This window comes from Streptomyces sp. NPDC093261, from assembly GCF_044753645.1.
Lineage (GTDB): Bacteria > Actinomycetota > Actinomycetes > Streptomycetales > Streptomycetaceae > Streptomyces.
In genome coordinates, this window is sequence record NZ_JBIVNO010000020.1 from 41,563 (window position 1) to 64,961 (window position 23,399).

The following is a 23,399-nucleotide window of genomic DNA, read 5'->3' on the forward strand; positions in this document are numbered from 1 at the left end:
AGGACCCAATCCCTGGTTTTCGCAGACCGCCGACTGGTCCCAGCCGGGACCAGGCCAGCCACCTGAGTGGTCAGAACCGGGAACCGCGTCGCCGGAGACGACCGCCCCGTTCACAGCACCCCCGCCGGGACCGGTCGGACATCACCAGCCGTCGCCACCCGCACAGTTTCCCCCGCCTGCAGACGGCCGCGCTCGACACGTGCGCCCAGCGTCCGGCTCGAAGCGCGGCTGGTGGGCTCGATTCGCCGATTGGATGAAAGGCCCCGCATGAGTTCCTACTGGCCCTGGTGGGCGGGCGCTGTCGGGCTCGCTCTGGTCACCATCAACTACACCCTCGCCACCGATCGGTCTTTCGGGGTCTCCTCGGCGTGGGACCGCGTGTTGCACTGGCGCAGTGAACGTCAGCTCGAGCGGGCGGAGGAGGAGTTCGAAGACGATCGTGCTCTCGCCGACGCGCTCGCGGCGGCCACCGCGGAGCACTTCGGAACCGGCCCCGGCGCGCCCACCGTGTCGCAGGCTCCGTACGGGGAGACACAACCACTCGATCCGGCCGACGAACCGGCTGCAGGTGACGGCTCCTCGGTCACGAGTCTGCGCCCGGTCCCTCTGGTCACCCAGGCTGCCTTGCTGGTGTCGATTTTCCTCGGCGGACTGATCGCCGCGGTCACCTCCGGGCGGTTCCACCTCCGCTTCGACATGGGCCCGGGTTTCCGGAACCTGGTCACTGCCAATCCGATCACCATGGTCGCCCTGTTGTTCGTGGGAGGCGTGCTCGTCGGCTTTGGCACCCGATTGGCCGGCGGATGCAGCTCCGGCCACGGACTCAGCGGCTGCGGCCGTCTACGCCCGGTCAGCATCGTCGCGACCGCGGTGTTCTTCGGCACCGCCGTCGGGGTGTCGTTCCTCTTGTGGAAGGTGATCTGATGCGCACTCGGGGCGCGATTCTGCTGGCCAACATCATCACCGGTCTGGCCCTCGGCTATACCGTCACGAACATCGGTTTCGGCGACTACGCCGAACTGAACCGCATGTTCACCTTCCAGGACCAGCGCATGTTGCTCTCCTTCGCGGGCGCCGTCGTGATCATCGCTTGCGTGTTCGCTCTGCTACGGGTCCGCCGCACCCCGGGGCGCATCCACGCCGGAGTCATCCCCGGCGCAGTGTTGTTCGGTGCGGGCTGGGCCATCTCAGGTGGGTGCCCGGCAATCCCGATCACCCAGGTCGCCAGCGGATACATGCCCGCCCTGGTCACAATCGCCGGCGTCGCCGTCGGTATCCGGCTGTGCCATTGGGCCAATGCCCGATACTTCCACCTCGACCGCGGCTCCTGCGGGCTCTGACCAAGAGCAGACGGTGTGTCCCAGCTGGATCAACAGCCCCGAGACCGCAGCTTGCACGATCGCCAGCATGCTGTCACCCGAAGCACCGGGCTGGTCCTTCGCCAGCGAGGTGAACCCATCCGAGGCCATCCACCTCACCAGCACCCCGGCCGGCGCCGTCGTCACCGCAAGCCCGGGCCTGCCGTCCTCCCCGTCTTCACCGACCAAGTGGAACCCCGCCTGGGTCAAGGCATGCCGAACTTGAAAGAGCAGGTCGGACGGAGCAGATGACACAGGCCCCGCCTACCCCAATCCGACTGGATCAAGCCACCGACCTTCAGAACAAGCACTTATGGCTTCTTCCCCGCTGCTTTCTTCGCTGGGGCCTTCCTGGCGGGGCCTTGGCTGGGGCTTTCTTCATGGCCTGCGCGGGGGTGGTCGTTGCCGCTGAGGAGGCGGGAGTCGCTGCCGGCGAACCGGTAGGTGTGGGGGTGACTGTGTCTGCGGCGGGTGTGGACACAAACGGGGTGGGTGTGGGGTTGTTGCTACGGGGGTCGGCTGGCCAGAGTTGGAGTTCATGGTGAGGCCGACGACGGCAGCCGTACCGAGAGCGACGGCGCCTGCGGCGCCCGCCCGGGCGCTCACCCGGCGCACGCTTCGGCGTCCGGGTGGCGGGGCGGCAGCCATCCGGGCGGTTTTGGTGATCGGGGCGGCGGGGGCGGCCGGCGCACGCGGCGGAACGCTCTCCGGCGTCCTGTGCTGAGCGGCGAACCAGTGCGCTGTCTGCTCGGCGGTGGGGCGTCCGGCCGGGTCCTTGGCGAGCATCCGGAGCAGGTAATCCGATGTCGCGCCAGGCAGTTCGGGGCACAGCCGCATGGGCGGCGCGGGGAGAGCGTCGACGTGCTGGTAGACCACGCCCAGTGTGCTGTCGGCTTGGAAGGGCAGGTGTCCGGTGGTCAGTTCGTACAGGACACAGCCGAGTGCGTAGATGTCGGTGCCGGGTTCGGCCGAGTTGCCCAGTGCCCGCTCCGGGGCGAGGTAGGTGCTGGTGTCCAGCACCTGGCCGGTGGCGGTCAGCGCGGCAGAGGGATCGTCGGCGAAGGAGGCGATGCCGAAGTCGCCGATCTTCAGGCTGTCGTCGGCCGACAGCAGCAGGTTGCCGGGCTTGATGTCCCGATGGATCACGCCCAACCGGTGCGCAGAGGCTAGCCCGCTCGCTGCCTGCCTGGCGATCGAGGCCACCCGGACGGGCTCCAGCACTCCGCGGGCGGACAGTTCCTCAGCCAGGCTGTGGCCCTCGACGAGTTCCATGCCCAGGAAGCCACGTCCGTCGTGGACGCCGGCGTCGTAGACCGCAACCACGTGCGAGTGGTTCAGGCGGGCGGCGGTCTGGGCCTCACGGCGGAACCGTTCGGCCGCCGTAGGGTCTGTGTTGCCGGCCAGCAGCAGCTTGAGCGCGACCGGCCGCCCAAGGAGTTCGTCGGTCGCCCGCCAGACGGGAGATTGCCGGCGGCTCTCCTCGTTCTCTACGGTGGCCGCATTCGGCCGTGGTCAGCAACGCGTTCCAGCAGAACGTAGTCCAGAGCCACCGGCAGAACAGCAACTGCTTCCACGCCAACGGCCCCCTAAGCACCGACTCGGGCATCACAGCCGACCGGGTCCAGGGCCATTGCGCGACGGTCGACGAGTCTTTCAACGAGGACACCTTCACCGCCGGCTGCCGGGCCGGCGCGTCATTCTGACCCTGAACCCTGACCGCCAGCCGGACCAGGACCGAGTGCGTCGCGGTCGACGAGTCGAAGAACATCGACATGCTCTACCGCTGACTGGCTCGCACGGAACGGTCCACCCACCCGGCCACGCCGTGGATGCCACGGGCTGCGGGCCCACCGACACGCGACCGGCGCCCCCGCATTGCCGATATGTCCCAGTCGGGCTGGTACTTCCTCGCAGAACTTCCCCATCAGCGGCTTCACCGCCGGCCCGGGTACCGCTGCGGGCCGCGGATGGCTCAAGATTGCTCCCAGCACACAAGGGAGTCAGAAGAGATGACCGCTGGATCAAGTCCGTGGGTTCCACACGGCGACGACAGCCCCGCCGTGAAGGACGACGGATCCGAACCGCGACGCACGGTCCCAGGTCCGGGCCCTGCGGACGAACGGACCGCGAGTGCGGTCTCCCGGCCGGCCGCCTCGGGCTCCGTCGACGAGCGGGAAGCTGACGAAAAGCCGTGGGCGGAGGCGAACGGTCGGGGTGGGTCCATTCGCCCGGGCGAGACGCGCCCGAGCACGCCCGGCATGCCCGGCTCTCCGCGGTCGGCCGGCAGGAGCCCGGCGCGGGTGGCGGTCCTCATCGGCGTGTGCGCGGCTGTGGTGTCGGGGGCCGTACTGGTCCTCGGGGAGGCGGACTCTAAGCCCGATGCGGCCGCACCTGGGAGCATCGAGCGCTCACCGATCACTCTTCCCATCCTCAACGGCGGCGGAATCGTTCCTTCCAGTCCGGCCGCCGCCTCCAGCGCATCGTCGCCCTCACCGAATCGGACGCCCACCAAAAAACCCGCCTCCCGTACGAAGACGGGCCGCACTTCCCCGGAAGTGACCTACGTGGGAGCCGCCTCCGCACTGTGCATGGACGCGTCCAGTGCCACGGCGATGAGACTGAACCTGGCCACTTGTGACGGCAGGGTGACCGAACGCTTCACCTACAGCGGCACTCACGAACTGCGGGTCGCCGAAGACCTGTGTGCCACCGCCGAGGGCGGTTCCCGCGGAGCCCTCGTGGTCCTCGCACAGTGCGGCGGCGGCCAGACCCAGCGCTGGATGCTGGGGGACGACGGCAGTATCCGTCAGGGGAACCTGTGCCTCGACGCCTTGAACGGAGGGACCCGGGCGGGAACCCTGATCCAGCTGTGGGACTGCAGCGGGGCGGCCAACCAGACCTGGCGTGCCGCCGCCCCTCAGCACTGACCGGCCTGCCGAGCGGTCCTGCGGCCGCGCTCGGCAGGCGTCCGGGGAGAGCAAGCGATCCCGCGCACGTCGAAGGTTGAGGAGCGTGTCGGGCAGACCAAGAGCTCTCGAGACGCTTGTTGCGGTGCACTGCACGGCCGCGACCTCGGCGGCATGAGGCACTTCGCGGATCACCGCGCGGACGGCGGCAATGAGCTGGGTGACAGTGTCCTGGGTGGCCACCGCGTCGTTCAGCACGTCGAGTCCAAAGCCCGCGGGGGCTTGCCGCCCAGGAAGCCTTCACCATCTCGCGCACGGCCTCGAAGACGCGGTCGGTCCGGGCAGAGCGGGCCAGGCGGCGACGGAAGTAGGCCAGCAACGACGGATCGAACGCCATGTCGTTCAGGCCCAGCCCGCACGCGGCCTTCCACCGCAAAGTCACACCGCAGTTCCTGGGCCGTTTCGAAGTCCGACAGCCCGTGCAGGGCCTGCAGCGTGATCGCCGCGGCCAGGATCTGCGGCGGCATGCTCGGCCGCCCGTTCGCCGACGGGTACATGTCCGCGAACATCTCCGCCGGGAACAGAGCACCACGGTGCTCGGCCAGGAACGCGAACACACTCCCCGCCGGAATCAACTCCCGGCACGTCTCCCACACATCCGGCCCGACCGTCTCCCCGGCCCATTCCCCCATCACCACGAAACGAGTCTGGCCCCACCGCTCACGCGGCGGGGCCAGAACCCCAAGATCTTCATGAGTAGTAGGACTCCGTTAGGTCTGTCTTGATCTTGGTGTGGTTCTGCTGGGCAGAGGTCGGTGGCAGGTGGTGCAGATGCGGTCCAGCAGTTCAACAGGTCCTGAAGGGCGTCGAGGATCTGGTAGAGGGTGAGGCCGTTGTGTCGGCTTTTGGGGCCGGCCGCTGCTCGGTGAGGAAGGCGTGGGCGGCGGTGACCAGGGTGGCGTGGTGGTGCCAGCCGTTCCAGGAGCGGCCTTCGAAGTGGTCCAGGCCCAGGCCGTGCTTGAGTTCGCGGTAGTCGTGCTCGATGCGCCAGCGGATCTTCGCCAGGCGGACCAGCTCCCGGATCGGGGTGTCGTCGGGCAGGTCGGACAGCCAGAACCGGGTCGGTTCGTCCTCGCCGTCGGGCCATTCGGCCAGCAGCCGCATCTCGGGCAGGACGCCGTCCCACCGGCCGTGCTCGGCCACCGCGGCTGCCTGGGCCAGCCGGCGCGGGCGCACCCCGGCCGGCCGGACCCACATCGCCTGGAAACGGGAAGTCATCGGGCCGCGCGAGCCTTCCCGCCAGGTCACCTCCTCCAAGGCTTCCCGTCCGGCGGCCACGGCCAGTTCCGTCACCATCAGTGGTGGCTGCCGGTAGCGGGGCTCACCAACTTCGCGCCCCCCACCTGCTGCTTGCCGCCGCTGCTCGTGCCGGTGACGCCTTTGCAGCCTGGCCGCGTTCGCCAGGCCGGTCATGACCTTGTCGGCGTCGCTGCCGGAATGCGAGGTCTTCGGCTACCTGGACGCCAAGGACGGTGCGGTGTGGGTCTCGGTCCACCTCGACAGTGCCAACCCCGAGCACGTCGTCCGGCCGGACGGGACCGTGCGCGGGGACTCTTCTCAGGCGGCCGCTCGGTCGAGCTCGGCCGAGGCACCAGATTCCGTGCGGGTGGCCCCTACTGCAGCGAGGGCCACCGCGCCGACACCCACCCACTGCGGCGCGGCGAGGTGCTGGCCCAGGAGGAACAGGCCGATCAGCGCGCCGACCGCCGGCTCCAGGCTGGTGAGCACGCCGAAGACGCGGGGCGGGAGCCGGCGCAGCGCTTCCAGGTGGAAGGTGTAGGGCAGGACGCTGGAGAGGACGGCCACCGCGGCGGCGACCGCGAGCGTGCCGGGCGCCAGGAGGCGGGTGCCAGCCTGCACGACACCGTACGGCAGGCTCAGCAAGGCTCCCCAGGTCACGGCCAGCGCGAGACCACGGCCGTCGGGGACGCGCTCGGCGAGCCGTTTCCCGACCAGGATGTACCCGCCCCAGCAGCAGCCGGCGACGGCGGCACAGACGGCGCCGGTCACGTTCAGGGCCACGCCGGAATGGCTGAGCAGGACGACACCCGTGGCCGCGAGGCAGGCCCAGAGCAGGTCGGTGACGCGCCGGGATCCGCACAGCGCGATAGCGAAGGGGCCGAGGAACTCCAGGGTCGTGGCGGCCCCGAGGGGCAGCCGGTCGACGGCTTCGTAGTAAGCGAGGTGGTGCAGCGCCAGAAGGGTGCCCGCGGCGACGGTGATGCCGAGGGTCGCCCGGTCGACGCGGATCCGTGGCCGCCGCAGGGCGGTGAGGACGAGGGCGGCGAGGCACAATCGCAGGGTCACCACCCCGGCCGGACCGACGGCTGGGTAGAGCCGGGTGGTGAGCGCGGCCCCGCACTGCAGCCCGAGCACACCGCCCATGACGAGACCCGGGGCGGGTACGGCCCCGAGTCCCCGGCTGACCGCCGCGGCGGCGCGGGCACGCGGTGTGGGGAACTGGCTGATGGCTTCGGGTCTCCTTCCGGCGGCACGGTGCGTCGCTCCGTGCCGCCGCTCGTGATGGCTGTGCGCCCGGCCGCCCCCTGGGGCCCGGCGGCGGGCTGCCGTCGGCGGGAGTCCGGGACGTCGGCGCGGAGCCGCGGCGTCGTCACCGCGGATCCCCGGGGCATCGACGGGAGTTCGAGACGCGTCAGCGAGGGTGTGGCGGCCCGGGGCGGGGCCTCCGACCCCGCAGATCCTCGCGGAGGCGGAGCAGACGGTCCGTCAGGGCCGGAACTCGGGCACTTCAGTGAAGATCCGGCTCGACCTCGGTCAGTCGATGCCTTCGACGATGCGGAAGTCGCGCTCGACGCCGTCGGAGAGGGCGACCAGCGCCTCCTGGTAGGCCGCACTCTCGTGCGCCGCGACGGCCTGCTCGAAGCTGTCGAACTCGATCAGGACGGTGCGCTCGGCGATTCCGGCGTCATGCGCCACGACCCGACCGCCACGGGCGAGGATCCGACCGCCCGCGGACTCGACGGCCGGACCGGCCAGCTTGTTGTAAGCAGCCAGCTTCTCAGGGTCTGAAATGGTGCGGTAGGCGCTGACCCAGTAGCCCTTGGGCATGGAACCTCCAGTGTCGGGATGAGTGGATCTGACGTACGGGTTGGTCCCGGACGAGCGTCGGCGGGCGAGAGCGAGGCTTGTCAGCGTCGTGATCACCATGGCGCCGATGCCGACCAGCGCCGCGGTGGTGAAGGCGCTGTCGTCGGGGAAGAGGTGGCCGGGGCCGGTGCCCGCGGCGAGGAACAGGCCGCCGATGGCGCTGCCCAGGGAGTACCCGACGCTGCGAACGACGTAGTTGAAGCTCATGGCGCTCGACGTCTCGCTCGTGGAGGTGACGGCCAGGATGACGCCGGGCATCGCGGCCGAGAAGCCGCCGACGCCCAAGCCGAGCACGCCCATCGCCGCGAACAGTTCGGCCAGGTCCGACCGGGCCGCCGCGAACAGGGCGAACCCGCCACCGACCACGACGGCGCTGCCCGCCAGGAGCAGGGGGCCGGCGATCCGCGTCCGGACCCGCGGCGTGAGCTTGCCGGCGACGAACCCCAGCACCGAGAACGGGATGAGGACCAGCCCGGCGACGAAGGTCGTCAGCCCGAAGCCGTAGCCGGCGCCGTGCGGCGTCTGCGCGTACCGGGTGATGAGCGTGAGCAGGAGGTACATGCCGATCCCGCCGACGAACATGGCGACGTTCGCCCCGGCGACCGCCGGGTGCCGCACCGCCCGCACATCGACCAGGGGCGTCGTGCTGCGCAGCTCGATGACGGTCCAGACGCAGAGCAGCACCACCGCGACGACGGCGAGGCCCGCCGCCACGGCGAGGTGCCGGCTCCACAGATTTCGTTCGCCGGCGAGGAACAGCACCAGGAGCAGCGCAGTGGCCAGGACGACCGCGCCTGCCACGTCCACGTGGGCGGAGCGGCCTTCGGGGGCTTCGGGCATGGAGCGCCACGCGGTCAGGAGGGCGGCGGCGGTGACGACTAGGCCGAGGCCGTAGGCGGCCCGTACCCCGCTGAGCTCGGCGAGCAGTGCGGCCAGCGGGTAGCCGACGCCGGCCCCGATGATCGAGACCACCGAGATCAGGGCGATCACGACCGCGCTGCGCTCCTCGGGGAGGTGGTCCCGGGCCACGCCCATCATCAGCGCCATCAGCCCGAGCCCGACGCCCTGGGCCGCCCTGCCGGCCAGCAGCCATGCGAACGGCAGCGGCAGCACGGTGAGCGTGCTGCCGGCGACGACGACCGCCAGCGTGGCGAGGATCGTGGCCCGCCGGTGCGGGCCGGCTCCGAGCCGGCCCAGGACCGGCGTGGCGAGGGCGCCGCTGAGCAGCGCGACGGTCAGCGTCCACTGCGCGCTGCCTAGCGACACGTGGAACGAGGTCGCCACGCTGGTGATGAGCGGCGTCCCGAGGCTGGCGACCGCCGCCACGACCAGAGGGATGAATATCAGGGCGGGGACCAGCAGCCGCGCCTGGGAACGCGCCACCGGGAACACCCTCACCGCCACCCCGCCGACCGGCCGTCCGGTCACTGCTTCGGCCCTTCGCGGTCCTGGCTTTCGAGCTCTGCCAGATGCTTCAGCGCCGGAAGGGCCGCCACCAGCGCCTCGACCTCGTCACCGGTGAGCTCGCCGATCAACCGCTCGAACGCGTGGACGCCCGCCTGGCGCCGCGTCCGGACATAGCAGGCGCCGGCCTCGGTCAGGCACACCAGCGTGACCCGCTTGTCGGACGCGTCGCCCCGCCGCTCGACCAGGCCGGACTCCTCCATCACCCGGACCAGGGCGGTCATCGCGGGCTGGGTGACGCCCTCGACCGCGGCCAGATCGGTGATGCGCCGCGGGCCGGTCCGGTCCAGGGTGGCCAGGGTGGCGGCGGACGTCAGACTCATGTCCCGGGGCAGGCGTCTCACGGCCCTGGTGGCCAGGCCGTAGAGGGCTGCCCCGATGGCGGCGGACGCGCCAGGAGCGGTGTCTTGACGACTCACGCTCGAAGCATAGCATTTTTATATTCATAGTTTATGGAAACGGTTCGACTGGCGCGGGCTCTACGGGCTGCGCTCGGGGCCGAGGGCAGCATCGAGGAGTTCGTGGACGGCCACCGCGGACGCCGGTGCCGCTACCGCGGCCTCGCGAAGACGCACGTCCAGCACGTCCTGACCGCACTCGCGATCAACGTCGAGCGGCTGAGCCCTCAAGAACCCGCCGACGGCCCCTACCGGCCGCGCCCGTCCACGGCGTTCCAGCGGTACTTCGACAAGCGAGGACCACCCCAGCCCCCGTGATGGAGGCAAGGCAAATGACTGGGGCCTCGGCTTTGCGGCGCGGCCGCCGTTCTTTCGGGCCGCTTCCTTCGCGGCGCGGTGTGCGAAGCGAGCCAAGTCGACGCCGCTGAGCTCTGAGTTCTGGGTGTGACGCCGATCGGTAGCTGGCCCCTCCGACCGATAGTTGGCCCCAGTGCAATGGCTTCTCGTTGCAGTGCAGCGCGACGGCTTCGGTTCACAGCGTCCGTTCCGTCTGGGTTTCGAAGGTGAGCCGTGTGAGCGAACGTCGTCGGTCAACGCGGGCGGGACCGTTGGCCCAGTCCATTGCCTTCACGTCGGCTGCATTGACGTTTCCCCTGCGACCGAAATGCCCGATATTCATGGGGACATCACGGTGGCGAGTGCCAGTCAGGCCCTCACTCGGAATGGCAGATATCGGAAGTTCGAATCGAAGAGACGATAGTCGTCTAATCCGGCCACGGGATAAAGTTCCCGGACGGCTGGCCAGCCACCGCAGTTCCTGTTCGACCGTTCGGAAGGGACAACGCTCATGCTCAAGGTGAAGAAGGCCATCGCCGCCGCCGTGCTGGCGGGCGCCGCGATCACCGGTTCGGCCGCGGCCCCGGCACTGGCGACGTCGGCCCACGGCAGCCTGGTCAACGTCGAGGCCAACAACCTGCTCAACGGCAACCAGGTCGTGCTGCTGCAGAACGTGTCCGTGCCGGTGGCCGCCGCGTTCTGCGGCGTCGACGTCAACGTCTTCTCCGCCCAGCTCAACCAGGGCAAGGCGTCCTGCCCCGCCCAGACCAACTCCAAGCAAGTGGCCTGGGCCGTCTACAACTGACGGCCGCAGCGGCCGGCAGGCTCCGCTTGCGCAGCCTGTGAGCACCATCGGGGTGGCAGCAACCAGCTGCCACCCCGCGCCTATGCCTGGCGAGTAGCCGGGAGGAATCTCACCTCCCGGCTCTCTCAGAACCGTGGGTGAACCTCTTGTTCACACGGCTCCCATCACCCAGTCGATCAAGGTCAGACGCGGACGGAACCACCCACCGGTACTTGCTATGGGGGCACACCGCCCAACCGCCGGCGGCAGCCTTGAAGCTCTGCCCAGCTCGAGCTCACCACTCCGAACTCTCCCATGAAGCAGCGTCAGCCACATCCCAAGCCACGAAGAGGAGACGCCCCACTTCCGCAAGTGTGCTATGCACCGACCAGCAGTGCGGCCAATTCGCCTCGGCTCCTCGACTGGTGCACGTCACTGACTTGGCCGTCACCGACTTCGACGACCCGCCACAACCCGTCCGAGCGAAGGGCCACGTCGGTTGTGACGAACCGGCATCCCAGGCGCTGTACCGCAGGCCCGATGTGATCAAAGTCGGGCACCAGCCCACGCGCAAACGGACTATCCGGATGGGGCGTCAGCAGCCTGGGTTCGCCATCCAGCCACCACACGCGCACTTCGGCCGCGACGGACTCAAGGTTCGAGAACGCTTCGAAGGCGCGGAGAACGATCCCACCGGCCAGGAACTCCTCCTGCAGCTCAACAAAGCGCTGCACGACCCGTGTCAGGCCTACAGCGTCGGCGAGATCGGGAATGAAACAAGCCTGCTCCCACTCGTGCTTGCGAGATTTGACGTAGTCCTTCACGATTCCCGAGCCCGGCAACAAGGGCTCGGCGAGAACAGCCAGGTCTTCGGCGGTCAACATTTCACCGGGTCTGGTGGGACGCCATACGCTCGCGGGCGTGACGTCGACAAACAACGGGTACCAGTTCGGCAATTCGTGAGCGGTCCGGTATTGCTCCGGTGTGACGAGCAACTCGGTGCCGCGTCGGCTCAGCGCCGCAGCCAAGGCAGCGTATCGATCGCTGGGAATCATCCAGCCTCGGTACCAGGCGTTTCCCAACTCAGCCGGTACTTGTGCGACAGCCTGCTGTGCGTCGCCCTGCAACAGCGCATCGTGGTCGATCAGCCCGACTGCCCCGCCACTGGCACGGACTTCCTGTGCTTCCGGCGCGAAGTATTCGTCCACACGTCGAGGATTCAACGGATCAAGACAGTACAGGACGGGCATCGGCATGACCGACACGCTACGGAACCTCCAGCTTTGAGGCCACTGGTTTCGCGCGGACAGGGCGGTTTTCTCGGCGTCGAGGGTCGGTTTCCAGGGGACTTGACGTGGGTGCAGTCCTTGGCGTGCGTGCACCAGAAGGCGTGGTTGGTGGGCTTCCAGTCGGCGGGCCCGCAGTCGGACGGGAGCTGTTGGAGAAATCTGAGGCGATCAGAAGCCGGGGGTCCTTGAGGTCGCAGTTTCCGTTGGGTCGCCTGGCTGTCGAGACGCACATCGAGGGCGCCGGGCAGTGTGCTGTGGGCCCGCAGGCCCGTGGGCAGCCGGGACGCGTCGAGACCGTCGCGCCTGGCGATGAGAATGCCGAGCTCGTGACGGCTCAGGGCGTCGGGCCGTCGCAGGCGGCCGTCCGTCGTCTGAACCTCGCGGGCGCGGTCCCGGCACCGGCGACAGGCGGGATGCCGCTGCGCGGTCGACGGCATGGAGGGGCCGTCACCGCGCACTGCGGTCCGCCGTTCACCCACAAAGCGGCGTCGCGGTGTCGCCCGCCGGCTCTTGCGAGAGGCGGAGCAGGAAGAGGACGGGATGGGGATGACCTTGTACGGGGTAGGCGAGCGGGATGACGCGGGGTGGTCCGGCGTGCTGCTTGAGGGAGGGTCAACGTATGCAATTCGACGACGATGCTGCTCTGGACACGTCCGAGGTCGAGGACGGTCGGGGAGGTGCGCTGGGCGGGATCCCGGGCAGCGGGAAGACCATCGCCGGGGGACTGGTCGGGCTCGTGGTGCTGGTCGCGTCCGTGCTCTTGGGTGTCGACCCCGGAATGTTCGGCTCGGGCCACAGCGACACGTCCTCGTCCGGCAAGTCAGCCGCGGACCTCGCGGCGGACTGCCGGACCGGTGCCGACGCCAACCGCAAGGAGCAGTGCCGGATCGTCGCCGTGGTCGACAGCGTGCAGGCATTCTGGAAGCAGACGGAGACAGCCGCCGGCAAGCCCTACCAGCAGGCCCCGACGTTTCTGTTCACCGGCAGTGTGAACACCGGTTGCGGCAACGCGACTTCCGACGTCGGCCCCTTCTACTGCTCAGCCGATGACAAGGTCTATCTCGACCTCGGTTTCTTCAACGACCTGAGCAGCAAGTTCGGCGCCAAGGGCGGCCCGTTCGCCGAGGCCTACGTCATCGCGCACGAATACGGCCACCACTTCCAGGACCTCAGCGGAACGATCTCCCGCGGCAGCGGAAAGGGGCAGGACAGCGGCTCGGTGAAACTCGAGTTGCAGGCGGACTGCTACGCCGGAGTGTGGGCCCACCACGCCACCACCACCCCCGACCCCAAGAGCGGTAAGCCACTGATCACCGACTTGACGAAGGACGACATCAGCCGCGGGCTGGACGCGGCCGCCGCCGTCGGAGACGACCGTATCCAGCAGCGCTACCAGGGCAAGGTCACACCCGACACCTGGACCCACGGCTCCGCCAGCCAGCGCCAGCAATGGTTCTCCGCCGGCTACCGCTCCGGCCGCGTCGCCAGCTGCAACACGTTCAGCTGACCACACTGACAACCATGGCCTGAGGTGGGGTCTCAGCTCTCCGGTTCCCTCGGCACGACACGGGAGAAGAACTCCTTCGCGGCCTGTGTGTCGAGTTCCCCGTTCGTGGTCGCGGACCGCCGCAGTGCTTCGCCCGTCACCTGAGCGGGAATGTCCGGTGCGACACCTCCCCCGAGAGAGGATGGCTGGCCTCCACTACCGACCCGATCGCCCACCGCCTGGGCTGAGCCGTCCGCCACCACCCGAGCACGGCCGCACCGTTCTCCTGCTCCGCGATCAGGGCACCGTCGGCCTGCATACCTACTGGTCCGGTGCGAAGCTGCTGTTCCGGGCGGCGGCTACTGGTGGGACGGTGACGTCTGGTACCGGCCCGGCCCGATCTGGGATCCGGTCACCGAGGACTACGCTCCGATGAAGCGCCACAACGTGCTTCGTGGCACGCTCGCCGCCGGCTTCACCGCTGCGGCGCTCGTCGCCCTCACCGCCGCCCGGACCGACGTCGACCAGAGCCTCTCCCCCGGCACCCCGCAGGATCTGGCCGACGTGGAGGCCGCAGCGGAAAGCTACGGGTACGGCTACCACGGCCAGCAGCCGACCCGCGTCCTGGCCGACCTGGTCGCCGACTTCACCGGTCTGCGCCCCCTGCTCACTGTGCCGCGCCCGCCCTGGTCCGGGCGCGGCTGTGCCGGACGGCCGGGCAGATGGCCGGGATGACCGCGATCGTCTTACACGACCTGGGCAGCCGCCGGGAACCGCGCCTGGTTCGCCACCGCCGCCCGGGCCGCGTTCGAATCCGGCGGCGACCAGCTGCACGCCTGGGTGCCGGCACGGGAGGCCGTGGCCCCGCACCGGAGTTGGCGGCCGGTGCCGGGCGGGGGGGCGGGGGTTGTGTCAGCCGGCGCAGCCGGTGACGATGACGGGGCTGCCGGCGCAGTTGGTGGGGACGTTGCGTCGGATCTTCGACTGGTTCACCGTGAACGGGGTGTCGGTCCACACGCCGCCCGGTGCGACGGTGGAGGCGTTGTTGTTCACCTCGCTGTGATCGAGCGTCACCGCACCGGAATGGTTGTAGATCCCGCCTGCCTGTGAAGCGCCCGAACCATTCGTGCTGTTGCGGTCGACCGAGCTGTCCCGCAGCACCAGGGTGCCGAAGTTTTCGTAGATGCCGCCGCCCTGGCCGTCGGCGCCTCCGACGACGTTGCCTGAGACCTCGGTCTTGATGAGCGTCAGCGAGGTTTGGTTCCAGATCCCGCCGCCTTGCGTACCCGTGGTGGTGTTGTTGAGGATCTTGCTGTTGATGAACTGCACGGTGCCGCTGTCGATGTCGATGCCGGCGCCGTCATTGCCGACGGCGTCACCGCTGTCGTTGTCGATGCCACCGCCGTTGTTCACGGCGAAGTTGCGGGCGAATACGACCCCGTCGGTGGTGACCGTACCGTCCGCCTGAAGGCCTCCGCCCTTGCTGCCCGAGTTATTGAAGGTGAACTCGCTGCGGGTGATGTATGCCGTGGCTCCTGGCTCGACATCGACGCCGCCTCCCTGGTCGTCGGCGTGGTTGTTGTCGAGGGTGACCTTGTTGAGCTTCAGATTGCCGGAGGTGTCGACGAGGACGCCTCCGCCGTCGTCGGGTGCGTTGCTGCCGCGGATCATGACGTCGTCGAGCCGGAGATCACCGGTGGAGGTGACGTGGAAGATGCGGAAGGCGCCGGCCGTCGGCCCGTCACGGACGATGGTGGCGTCCCGGCCTTCGATGGTGAGCTGCTTGTCGATGGGGGGCAGACCGTCGGCGCCGGTGTAGGCGGCGGTCAGGTGGTAGGTGCAGTGGCGGGCCAGGAGGAGCGTGGATCCCGCCGGCGCCGTGGCGATCGCCGTGCTCAGCGCAGTGGTGTCGCACGGCACCGAAATGCCGTGATGGCCGTGATCGCCGCCCGCCACAGCCGGTACCGCGCTCACGCCGTTGACCACGATCGTGGCCAGGGCCACGATGCCGGACAGTGTGGTGTATCGCATGGCTCTCCTTGAAGGGCGGGGACCGCCGGTGCGCAGACGGCCCGCCGTGTCGCGGACACCGGGAGTAAAGCTGCCCCCCGCACATGTCCCAGTGAGCCGCAATGCCCCCTCCCCCGGACACAGCAGCAGATTCGGTCAAGAGGCCGCATCATCGTCCAACCAGCCTGTAGGACCATGACACTTCCCGTCGCCTCACCAGGGGTCCTCCGCGGGCGGGAACGCAATCCGCGACCTGGCCACAACTCCCTGCACGGCGTCATGCGGTCGTCGCCCCAGGAACCGGACGTCCCGGAACGCCTCCCACGGTCTGCGCCCGTCAGCAACCCCCGTCAGGGGCACCCCGAGCATGCGGCTCGTGTCTTAGTACTCCAGTTGCACTTCACTATCACCGCTGGTCAGAGGCCGCTTTCTGAGCATACGGCAGCTGACGTAGCGTCATGCGGCGGAAGTTTGTGACCGGCGGCCCTTGATCGTTGTTGTGCTGATCGTGCCAGACGATGTACGGCCCGATGTCTGGGCTTTGGAGTTCGAGGAGGTGCTGTTGCGGGTCGGTTACCGGTTCGGCCGGGTCGACCTGCGGCGGCGCATGCGGGACTACGTGCGCGGGCTGCTCGGTCCTGTCGGCCGGAAGAACGGCTGGCAGCTCGCGGAGTATGTCGGCAACGACGGCCCGGCCGGCTTGCAGCATCTGCTGAACCGGGCCGGGTGGGCTCCGGATAAGGTCCGCGACGACCTGCGGGAATACGTGGCCGAACGGCTTGGCGAGCCCGACGGTGTTCTGATCATCATCGACGAGACCGGCTTCCTCAAGAAGGGCACCGCTTCGGCGGGCGTGCAGCGGCAGTACTCCGGCACGGCCAAACGCACGGAGAACTGCCAGGTCGCCGTTTTGGCGGCCTATGCCTCGTCAAGGGGTCGGACCGGCTAGGGCGCGTATGGAGTCGTGATCATTGGGTGCCTCGGGTGGGGCATTTGATCCAGATCGACGCGTGCAGGCAGAAGGCAGAGGCCGGCGAGGTAGCTGTCCGTGCCGGTTCCGAGATCGATGCATTTGGGCAGGTCACCGTGATTGTGCCAGGATCGCTTCAGTGTCGATGTTGATATCGAAGCTGTTCCTCGCACCCGCGCTCGTAGTCGCCTCGTCCCTGGCCGGCAGACGCTGGGGGCCGGCCCTCGCCGGGACGCTCGTTGCGCTGCCGATCGTGGCCGGGCCGATCCTGTTCATCACCACCCTGGAGCACGGTGAGGTATTCGCCGCGCGGGCGGCGTCCGCCTCCCTCCTCCGGCTCGTCTCGCTCGCTCTGTTCGCGGTCGTCTTCGCGCAACTGTCGCGGAGGTCGGGGACCGGCCAATGGGCCGTCACGCTACTGCTGTCGTGGCTCCTGTGCCTGCTCGCGGATCTCGCGCTGGCGCGACTCGTGGTGCCGGCCGTCCTGGCGCTCGGCGTCTTCTTCGCCGCGACCGCGAGCGGAGCGCGGGTGCTGGGACGGACGGAGACGGAAGTCGGCCCGAGCCGGGCCGTCACGCCGCCGCCGTGGGGGGACCTGCCTGCGCGGGCCGCGGCGACCGCGCTGCTGGTCACCGCGCTCACCATGGCCGCCGCACACCTCGGCCCGGGCCTCACGGGCGTGCTCGCCCCCTTCCCCATCGGCACCAGCGTCGTTGCCGGCTTCGCCCTCGCCCAGGGCGGCGCGCCGCTCGCCGGGGCGACACTGCGCGGTGTGCTGCGCGGCCTGTGGGGCTTCGCCGCCTTCTGCTTCCTCGTCTCCGTCCTCGTCGAACCGCTCGGTGCCGTCCCCGCCTTCACGATCGCGGTCATCGGGACACTGGCCCTGCAACTGGCCCTCAGCCGTCTCGGCGCCGCGACCGCAGCCCGGGCCCTGGCCGCCGAGGCGGCGCTCGGGGCCCGTACCGGGTCGTAATCATGGACAACGCACCTCGCGATCAGCGCCGCGTTGGTCAGCTTCGAGAATTCCTCGCGCAGCGTCGGATCAACTCCGAGCAGCACAGCCTTGAGCTGGTTCTTCGCCTGCGTGCGGGCCTTGACGGCCGATTCCTTCGCCAGCCGCAGCACTCGCATGTCGGCCGCCGGGCCCTCACTGGTCTTGGGTGTGACGTCAGCGCGTCCGGACAGCACCGCACGGGCGGCGGCCTCCGCGTCCACGGCGTCGGTCTTGCCGCGCTTGCGGCGGATGGCGCGGTCCGGCTGACTGACCTCGACGACCTGCACGTCCTCCCGGCTCAGGAAGCGTGCCAGGGCCGATCCGTAGGATCCCGTGCCCTCCACGCCGGCTCGGTGCAGAGCACTGAATGAGCATGCCCAGGCCAGGAGTTGGCGGTATCCGGAGGCAGTGGCTGGAAACTCCTGGTGGGCCAGGAGCGCGCCGAGCACGGTGATCACGGCGGCGACATGCACGTCCTTGCGGGTGTCCGCCCCCAGAACCACGTCCTCTGCCGGCGGTTCTTCCGGCTGTGCGGGTGAGTCGGCTGGGGCAAGCTGATGACGGTCACACGGCTCCTCGATCGGCACGGGGCTGGGGCCGCCGTCGGGCCGGTGGGCGGTCAGAACGGGCAGGCTTGGCCGTGCCAGGACGGCGCGGGTCGTCAGCCCGCTGATCACGGCCGGCCTGGGGACCGAGGTCTGCCGCACCCGCCCCGCACTTTCGGCGACCGAGGCGGGCGTCTTCGCGGTCGTCGACGCCTCCGCCGGATTGAGCACCGCGACCCATGAGGCGGCGATCACCCGTATGAGCCGGAAGGGCGTCCAGGCAACTGAAGGAAGGATCAGTGCGCGGCCTTCGTGCGTGCGCTGGTGCGGCAACGCGATGGCCGGTGCCCGCGGCGCGGGGCGCCGGCCATTGGGACAGTCACTGGGCGGCTGCCGGGTGCAGGGACTTCCAGAGTTTGCTGGCGCCCGGCATCACGATGAAGACCAGGGGGACAATAGTCGGATTCCGACAGGTCGCGGGCTTGGAAGACGGCGTGCTCATCGCTCCGTTGCTTGGTCAGCCGGGTCACGGTGGCCGGCGAGAGCCCGGCCGAGCTGCCGAGGAACTGCTCCATGGCGGGCACGAAGTCGCCGGAGGACAGTCCGGCAGCCACCCCGCCCACAGCCCCCCGGAAGGCCTTTGACGCGCATCCCGAAGTGGAAGGTCGCCGGGGTCACCGGCGGCTTCACCGAGTGTGGCTGTCGCGGCCGCCGCGGACTCGAGCGCACATTCGCGCCCATGCCGCTGGGCGCCGGCGGGAGCGAGGACGGCGCCTCCGAAGAGAGGCCGCGTACTGCAGCATGTCCTGCGCCGCCGCCGCGCTCGGCTGGATGCACGGCAAGGTGACCGACATCGCGCGCGGCGCGCCGCGTCAATCGAACGCGTCCACGCTTCGCGCATAAGGTGACTCCCGGAGGTTGAGCATGCGAGTGGGGTTGCACGCGCTCGGTATCGGTGACGGTGCCCGTCCCGAGGTGATCCGTGCCGTGGCGACAGCCGCGGAGAGGCACGGCTTCGCGAGACTCTGGTGCGGCGAGCACGTGGTACTCGTCGACGTTCCGGCCTCCCGCTACCCCTACTCCCCGGACGGTCGGATCGCCGTGCCCGCAGACGCGGACTGGCTGGACCCGCTGCTCGCCCTGACCTTCGCGGCGGCGGTCACGACCCGGATCGAGCTCGCCACCGGCGTACTCCTGCTGCCCGAGCACAACCCGGTCCTGGTCGCCAAGCAGGCCGCCACACTCGACGTGCTCTGCACCGGGCGGTTCAGCCTCGGGGTCGGGGTCGGCTGGTCGGCCGAGGAATTCGCAGCGCTCGGAGTCCCCTTCGCCCGGCGCGGGCGGCGCACCGAAGAGTACCTCGCCGCGATGCGCACCCTCTGGGCCGAGGACCCGGCCTCCTTCACAGGGAATTTCACCCGCTTCCACTCGATCCGGGTCAACCCGAAGCCGCTGCGCGGCGGCCGGCTCCCCATCGTGGTCGGCGGCAACAGCGACGCCGCCTTGCGCCGCGCGGTCACGCACGCCGACGGCTGGTACGGCTTCAACGTCCCAGCAGCCGACGTCCCGGCACACATCGCCGTTCTCGCCGACGAGTGCGCCCGCCACGGCCGCGCTATCAACGAGCTCACGATCGCTGCCGCACTGAGCGACGGCACCCCGGAGCACCTCCCCGCACTCGGCGCAGCGGGCGTCACCGAACTCGTCGTCGTGGGCGCACCTCCACCCGCTCCCGACGCGGCGGCCACCTGGGTCGCCGAACTCGCCCACACCTGGATCCGCCCGAAGACATAACCAGGGTGCGGCCGGGGCACCAGCCGCATGTCTTCACGCCCTTGATGAGCATGATCGGGAGAGCACGGACACCGTGCTTGCGTCACAGTTGCTGTCGGCGCCGGTCACCGCGCTCTGCTCACACCGGGCCGATCAGGTCCGCCGTGCACGGATAGACGGAGGCCGTGGCGTCGGATCTCCTGCTGCCACTCGGTGGACGCCTGCGCCACCTCCTTGCCGAGCACCCGGTCACGATCGATGGGGTCGTGCCCCGCGCACGTGGCGAAGCGGGCCTTCAAGTCCTCGAACACGATGCGGAACTCCGGGGTGTCAGGGTCCGGCGCGGTGGGGGGAAGCCGCCTGAGGACAGGAAGATGCGGGCGTCGTCGGCGAACACCCTGGGGACGAACAACTGGTCGGGTTCGATCTTCCCGGAGTTCTTCTTCCACAGCACCTACGCCTGCTGCTCCTGCGGTGTCCCCCGGAGGTGTACAGCTGGTCACCGATCGCGACCGCGGCGGCCTTCACAGCGTCGTCAGCGGTGGGCGACGGTTCGCGGAACGGGGAGAACAAGTCGATCCCCGTGGCCCACGCCTGGTGCATCCACGGAAGCAGCCCGGTCTGATCGAAGGTCTTGCTCGCTCCCTGCGATTGGCCAGGGTACGAATCCAGGCCGCTGACGGCGTTTGACCACGCCCGTCCTTCGTCTTCGACGTCCTTCTGCCATTGGCCGCTGTTGTCCTCGTCGGCAGAAAAGGCCTGGTGCAGGAGGGCCTTGGTGTCGTCGCGGTCCCGGTTGAGCTTCTGATGGAGCGTTCACCAGGTGAGCGCGCCCGCCCGTTCCCGCTGCCCCCGTCATCGACAGTGTGGAGCCGCAATAGCCGCGCCCTTCGCGGACAGCGGCGGGTGCGTCGAGGGGGCGTCGGCTCTTCCAGCCTCAGCACCACCGGCGACCTGGAAACCGCCATCCGCAGGGTCGAAGTCCTCCCTGCGCGCTCGCTCCTGACACTGCCTCAGTGACAGGGATGGGCCGATGGACTCAGTGGAGGCAGAGGCAGAACGGGTGGCCGGCCGGGTCCGCGTAGACCCGCCAATTGGCCCCCGGGCGGAGCTGGTCCGTCCTCTCCAGCACGCTCGCGCCGAGGGTGAGCGCCCGCTTCTCCTCCCCGTCGAGATCGTCCACGTCGAAGTCCAGGTGGAGCTGCTGCGGGCGCTGCTGGCCGGGCCACTCGGGCGATCGGTAGCCGTCCACCCGCTGGCAGGCCAGCGGCGTCCCCTCGAACCCGTACACCTCGACCCAGTCAGGATCCTCCGGGTCCGCGACGACCCGGCCGCCGAGCAGCTCCGCGTAGAACTCCGCGAGCCGTACCGGATCGGCGCAGTCCAGCGCCACCGCCTGCAGTTTTCGAATCACTTCCGACACCCCTCGCTCTTCGGCCGCTTCCGCGACACCCCCGTATGAGAGGAGTCGTACCCGCCGTCCCGTCGGGCATGCGCGGCCGTACGCGGGACCGCCGCCCGGTCTCACCCAGGAGGGAAGCGGCATACGCTACGCCAACGCCGCCCCCTCAGTCATCCCTACGTTGTTGATCGGGATGAGCGAGCCATTCGTAGGGTTGGCTCACCAGGGGTGCCGGGTATGGCTTTCAGTCCTCTGCCGTCCGTGGCTCAGTTCGATTCGCCGCCCGGCCCCCACGACGACTCGGCTGCTGATGAGGAATTCGGCACTGATCGCTCAGTAGGGACTCGACAGCGAGGTCGTCTGTGGTGCACCACAGCAAGCGACCCGTGGAGAAACGAGTGAGCGCGATCTGGGCCGGTATCGACGCCGGGAAGACCCATCGCCACTGCATGGTGATTACGGCGAGTGGGGATGCCGGCCAATCATGGCCCGCATCACCCCGTCTACGGCCCGCGCCGCAGACGTGCACCACGTGACGGCGGGGAACGCGGCGTCGTTGGACGGTGCGACCCTCGAGCTGGGTCCTCGGGACGTCATGGCTGATCCCCCGGGACCCGCGGTGCATGGTCGGTCCGACTACCGGCTGGTGCGCGGGCCGTGTCCGATCACCGGGACGGCAGCGGTGCGTACGCCGCTCGGCTGGCCGTCGACGATGGCGGGTGACCATCTTTCACCGGTCGCCTCCACCGGGGAACCGACGAAATGCGGCTCCTGAGATGACGGAATGCGCGTTGCACGGGTTAGCGAGCCGTTGGCGGTGTCCGCAGGGTGAGGAGGGCGACGTCGTCGTGGCCGGGTGGGTGGACGCGGCGAAGGAGTTGGTCGGTGAAGGACGGCAGGGGGCGGTGGGCGAGGGCGGCGGCGTGCTGCCGAAGTCGGTTCAGGCCTTCGTCGAGGGTGTGGCCCGGTGCTTCGATGAGGCCGTCGGTGTACAGCAGGAGGGTTGATCCGGGCGGCAGGGGGGTGGTGGCGTCGGGGCGGGGAGCGTGTACTCCGGTGCCCAGGAGGAGGCCGTGGCCGTCGGTGAGGTAGTGGGCCAGTCCGTCGTGGGTGATCAGCAGGGGTGGTGGGTGTCCGGCGTTGGTCCAGGTCAGCTCCCACTGACCATCGTCCGTCTGTTCGACGCGGGCGAGGATGAGGGTGGCCATGGTGACGTCGGTGATGGGCCTGATCGCCTCGTCGAGCCGTTGGACGATACGGCTGGGGGGCTCTTGCTGGGACCAGGCGTAGGCGCGGAGCACGTTGCGCAGCTGGGCCATGCCGGCTGCGGCTTCCAGGTCGTGGCCGACGACGTCTCCGATGGCCAGGGCGGTGGCGCCGTCCGAGAGGGTGAAGGCGTCGTACCAGTCGCCGCCGACCTGTGAGGCGTCGGGGGCGGGCAGGTAGCGGACGGTCATCTGCAGTCCGGGCACGCGCGGCATCTGGGGCAGCAGGTGGTTCTGCATGGTCTCGGCGACCGCGCGCTGACGCTGGTAGAGGCGGGCGTTGTCCAGGGCGACGGCGGCGCGGCGCGCCATGTCCTCGACCAGGGGAAGGTCGGCGACGGTGAAGATCCCCGACTTCTCGGTGCGGCCCAGGGTGAGGGCTCCCAGGACTTGGCGGCTGCTGCGCAGGGGCGCGATGGCGGCGGAGTGGATGCCGGTGGCCTCGAACAAGCGGCGCTGTTCGGCAGTGATGCCGGAATCCGGGGCGGCGCGTCGGTAGGTGTCCGGGTCGGCCAGCGTGGAGGCCAGACCACGCAAAGCGCGGGACAGCGGCATCTGGGATTCCTCGGGGACCGGTGGCATCGGCCCCTCAAGGTCTTCGTGGCGCACCAAGATGTCGCCGTCGGCTTGCACCACGGCGGTGCGCCACACCTCGTCGCGTTCAGTGATCAGGTCGATGACGGCCCAGTCCGCTAGCCGGGGCAGGACCAGCGCCACCAGTCGGCGCATCGCTTCATCCACGTCCAGGGTGGAGGTCAGCTGTGTGGTGGTCTCGGCCAGCAGAGCCAGCCGTTCCAGTTCGCTCAGGGGTTCGGCGGCCTGCTCACGGGGACGTCCGGCCTTGTGCGCTCCTTGTGAGGTGTAGAAGACCACGAGCGTGCGGGTTACGTCGTCACCGTCGGTGGTGTACGGAGCGATCATCCAGGAGACGGGTAGCACGGAGCCGTCGGCCCGGGCGAAGTAGTCCTCCTCGGCCTGTGCCGGGCGCCTGGCGTGGAACGCCTGCCGCATGCTGCACTGCGTCGGGGTAAGCCGCTCACCGTGGGGCCCGCGGTGCAGCAGCTCGTGGGCGTCCTGGCCGATCAGGTCATCGGCCGCACGGCCCAGCATCCGCGCGGCGCGACTGTTTGCCGCAACGATGCGCCCCTGCTCATCCACAACATAGGCCCCCGCCCCGATGGCCTCCAGCGTGCTGGTGTGCCGGGCAGGATGAACCATCTGGGACTGCTCGTCGTCGAGCTCGGAGTCTTC

20 protein-coding genes and 6 pseudogenes are annotated in these 23,399 nt (G+C 69.5%); 13 read left to right on the forward strand and 13 right to left on the reverse strand.

The features are described 5' to 3' along the window. Nucleotides 1-267 precede the first annotated feature (267 nt). From ACIP94_RS31000 to ACIP94_RS31010, 3 genes are all read left to right on the forward strand, one after another. Complete coding sequence (locus ACIP94_RS31000) at nucleotides 268-924, forward strand: YeeE/YedE family protein (protein WP_402433217.1); 657 nt, start codon at nucleotides 268-270, stop codon at nucleotides 922-924. Further along, nucleotides 924-1,340 (forward strand): YeeE/YedE thiosulfate transporter family protein, encoded by a 417-nt coding sequence (locus ACIP94_RS31005; RefSeq protein ID WP_402432984.1) that lies wholly within the window; start codon nucleotides 924-926, stop codon nucleotides 1,338-1,340. Before ACIP94_RS31000 ends, ACIP94_RS31005 begins: the two co-directional genes overlap by 1 nt. A 67-nt stretch (nucleotides 1,341-1,407) precedes the next feature. Next, entirely contained in the window at nucleotides 1,408-1,584 is a 177-nt protein-coding gene (locus ACIP94_RS31010; RefSeq protein ID WP_402432987.1) for a hypothetical protein, read from the forward strand. 152 nt (nucleotides 1,585-1,736) lie between these two features. Here ACIP94_RS31010 and ACIP94_RS31015 read toward each other — a convergent pair whose 3' ends face one another. Continuing rightward, on the reverse strand, nucleotides 1,737-2,768 hold the full coding sequence (locus tag ACIP94_RS31015) for a serine/threonine-protein kinase (protein ID WP_402433220.1): 1,032 nt from the start codon (nucleotides 2,766-2,768) through the stop codon (nucleotides 1,737-1,739). 98 nt (nucleotides 2,769-2,866) lie between these two features. Here ACIP94_RS31015 and ACIP94_RS31020 point away from each other — a divergent pair, with 98 nt between their 5' ends. Both ACIP94_RS31020 and ACIP94_RS31025 read left to right on the forward strand, forming a co-directional pair. Continuing rightward, entirely contained in the window at nucleotides 2,867-3,061 is a 195-nt protein-coding gene (locus tag ACIP94_RS31020) for a hypothetical protein (RefSeq protein WP_402432990.1), read from the forward strand. Between the two features lie 555 nt (nucleotides 3,062-3,616). Beyond that, nucleotides 3,617-4,285: a ricin-type beta-trefoil lectin domain protein gene (locus ACIP94_RS31025; RefSeq protein ID WP_402433223.1), complete on the forward strand. Its 669-nt coding sequence runs from the start codon at nucleotides 3,617-3,619 to the stop codon at nucleotides 4,283-4,285. A 120-nt stretch (nucleotides 4,286-4,405) separates the two neighbouring features. On the opposite strand, the pseudogene ACIP94_RS31030 reads toward ACIP94_RS31025, so the two are convergent. The 5 genes and pseudogenes from ACIP94_RS31030 to ACIP94_RS31050 form a co-directional block, all read right to left on the reverse strand. Continuing rightward, nucleotides 4,406-4,956: pseudogene (locus tag ACIP94_RS31030) on the reverse strand (transposase); the annotation flags it as partial. A gap of 154 nt (nucleotides 4,957-5,110) precedes the next feature. Continuing rightward, nucleotides 5,111-5,671 (reverse strand): annotated as a pseudogene (locus ACIP94_RS31035) (transposase); the annotation flags it as partial. A 210-nt stretch (nucleotides 5,672-5,881) separates the two neighbouring features. Continuing rightward, nucleotides 5,882-6,709, reverse strand: a complete 828-nt coding sequence (locus ACIP94_RS31040) for an EamA family transporter (protein ID WP_402432993.1) — start codon at nucleotides 6,707-6,709, stop codon at nucleotides 5,882-5,884. Between the two features lie 390 nt (nucleotides 6,710-7,099). Beyond that, a complete protein-coding gene (locus tag ACIP94_RS31045) occupies nucleotides 7,100-8,815 on the reverse strand; it encodes an MFS transporter (RefSeq protein WP_402432996.1) in 1,716 nt (571 codons plus the stop codon). A 41-nt stretch (nucleotides 8,816-8,856) separates the two neighbouring features. Then, entirely contained in the window at nucleotides 8,857-9,219 is a 363-nt protein-coding gene (locus tag ACIP94_RS31050) for a MarR family transcriptional regulator (RefSeq protein WP_067470365.1), read from the reverse strand. A gap of 129 nt (nucleotides 9,220-9,348) precedes the next feature. Between ACIP94_RS31050 and ACIP94_RS31055 the strand changes: the two genes are divergently transcribed. Then, nucleotides 9,349-9,612, forward strand: a complete 264-nt coding sequence (locus ACIP94_RS31055) for a transposase (RefSeq protein WP_402432999.1) — start codon at nucleotides 9,349-9,351, stop codon at nucleotides 9,610-9,612. Between the two features lie 529 nt (nucleotides 9,613-10,141). Continuing rightward, on the forward strand, nucleotides 10,142-10,435 hold the full coding sequence (locus ACIP94_RS31060) for a hypothetical protein (RefSeq protein ID WP_402433002.1): 294 nt from the start codon (nucleotides 10,142-10,144) through the stop codon (nucleotides 10,433-10,435). 356 nt (nucleotides 10,436-10,791) lie between these two features. Here ACIP94_RS31060 and ACIP94_RS31065 read toward each other — a convergent pair whose 3' ends face one another. Next, nucleotides 10,792-11,670 carry an ATP-grasp domain-containing protein gene (locus tag ACIP94_RS31065; protein WP_402433005.1) on the reverse strand — a complete coding sequence of 293 codons (879 nt, stop codon included), beginning with the start codon at nucleotides 11,668-11,670 and terminating at the stop codon, nucleotides 10,792-10,794. Between the two features lie 224 nt (nucleotides 11,671-11,894). Continuing rightward, nucleotides 11,895-12,047, reverse strand: a pseudogene (locus ACIP94_RS31070) (dTDP-4-dehydrorhamnose reductase); the annotation flags it as partial. Nucleotides 12,048-12,322: 275 nt separating this feature from the next. Between ACIP94_RS31070 and ACIP94_RS31075 the strand changes: the two are divergent. Next, nucleotides 12,323-13,210, forward strand: a complete 888-nt coding sequence (locus tag ACIP94_RS31075; protein ID WP_402433007.1) for a neutral zinc metallopeptidase — start codon at nucleotides 12,323-12,325, stop codon at nucleotides 13,208-13,210. Between the two features lie 411 nt (nucleotides 13,211-13,621). Next, nucleotides 13,622-13,924, forward strand: a complete 303-nt coding sequence (locus ACIP94_RS31080; protein WP_402433010.1) for a hypothetical protein — start codon at nucleotides 13,622-13,624, stop codon at nucleotides 13,922-13,924. A gap of 177 nt (nucleotides 13,925-14,101) precedes the next feature. Here the strand turns inward: ACIP94_RS31080 and ACIP94_RS31085 are convergent, their stop codons facing one another. Continuing rightward, complete coding sequence (locus ACIP94_RS31085) at nucleotides 14,102-15,220, reverse strand: hypothetical protein (protein WP_402433013.1); 1,119 nt, start codon at nucleotides 15,218-15,220, stop codon at nucleotides 14,102-14,104. A gap of 520 nt (nucleotides 15,221-15,740) precedes the next feature. Here ACIP94_RS31085 and ACIP94_RS31090 point away from each other — a divergent pair. Continuing rightward, nucleotides 15,741-16,139 (forward strand): annotated as a pseudogene (locus ACIP94_RS31090) (transposase); the annotation flags it as partial. A gap of 169 nt (nucleotides 16,140-16,308) precedes the next feature. Then, nucleotides 16,309-17,142: a hypothetical protein gene (locus ACIP94_RS31095; protein WP_402433249.1), complete on the forward strand. Its 834-nt coding sequence runs from the start codon at nucleotides 16,309-16,311 to the stop codon at nucleotides 17,140-17,142. 131 nt (nucleotides 17,143-17,273) lie between these two features. Here the strand turns inward: ACIP94_RS31095 and ACIP94_RS31100 are convergent. Further along, nucleotides 17,274-17,621: pseudogene (locus tag ACIP94_RS31100) on the reverse strand (transposase); the annotation flags it as partial. Here ACIP94_RS31100 and ACIP94_RS31105 point away from each other — a divergent pair. Further along, nucleotides 17,553-17,702, forward strand: coding sequence for a hypothetical protein (locus ACIP94_RS31105; protein WP_402433250.1), 150 nt, complete (start codon nucleotides 17,553-17,555; stop codon nucleotides 17,700-17,702). The pseudogene ACIP94_RS31100 and the gene ACIP94_RS31105 overlap by 69 nt on opposite strands. Before the next feature lie 461 nt (nucleotides 17,703-18,163). Here the strand turns inward: ACIP94_RS31105 and ACIP94_RS31110 are convergent. Next, nucleotides 18,164-18,313 (reverse strand): annotated as a pseudogene (locus tag ACIP94_RS31110) (IS256 family transposase); the annotation flags it as partial. A gap of 319 nt (nucleotides 18,314-18,632) precedes the next feature. Between ACIP94_RS31110 and ACIP94_RS31115 the strand changes: the two are divergent. After that, on the forward strand, nucleotides 18,633-19,502 hold the full coding sequence (locus ACIP94_RS31115) for an LLM class F420-dependent oxidoreductase (RefSeq protein ID WP_402433226.1): 870 nt from the start codon (nucleotides 18,633-18,635) through the stop codon (nucleotides 19,500-19,502). Between the two features lie 1,018 nt (nucleotides 19,503-20,520). On the opposite strand, the gene ACIP94_RS31120 is transcribed toward ACIP94_RS31115, so the two are convergent. Further along, nucleotides 20,521-20,895, reverse strand: coding sequence for a VOC family protein (locus ACIP94_RS31120; RefSeq protein WP_402433016.1), 375 nt, complete (start codon nucleotides 20,893-20,895; stop codon nucleotides 20,521-20,523). Nucleotides 20,896-21,683: 788 nt separating this feature from the next. After that, complete coding sequence (locus tag ACIP94_RS31125; RefSeq protein WP_402433228.1) at nucleotides 21,684-23,366, reverse strand: SpoIIE family protein phosphatase; 1,683 nt, start codon at nucleotides 23,364-23,366, stop codon at nucleotides 21,684-21,686. Nucleotides 23,367-23,399: the final 33 nt, after the last annotated feature.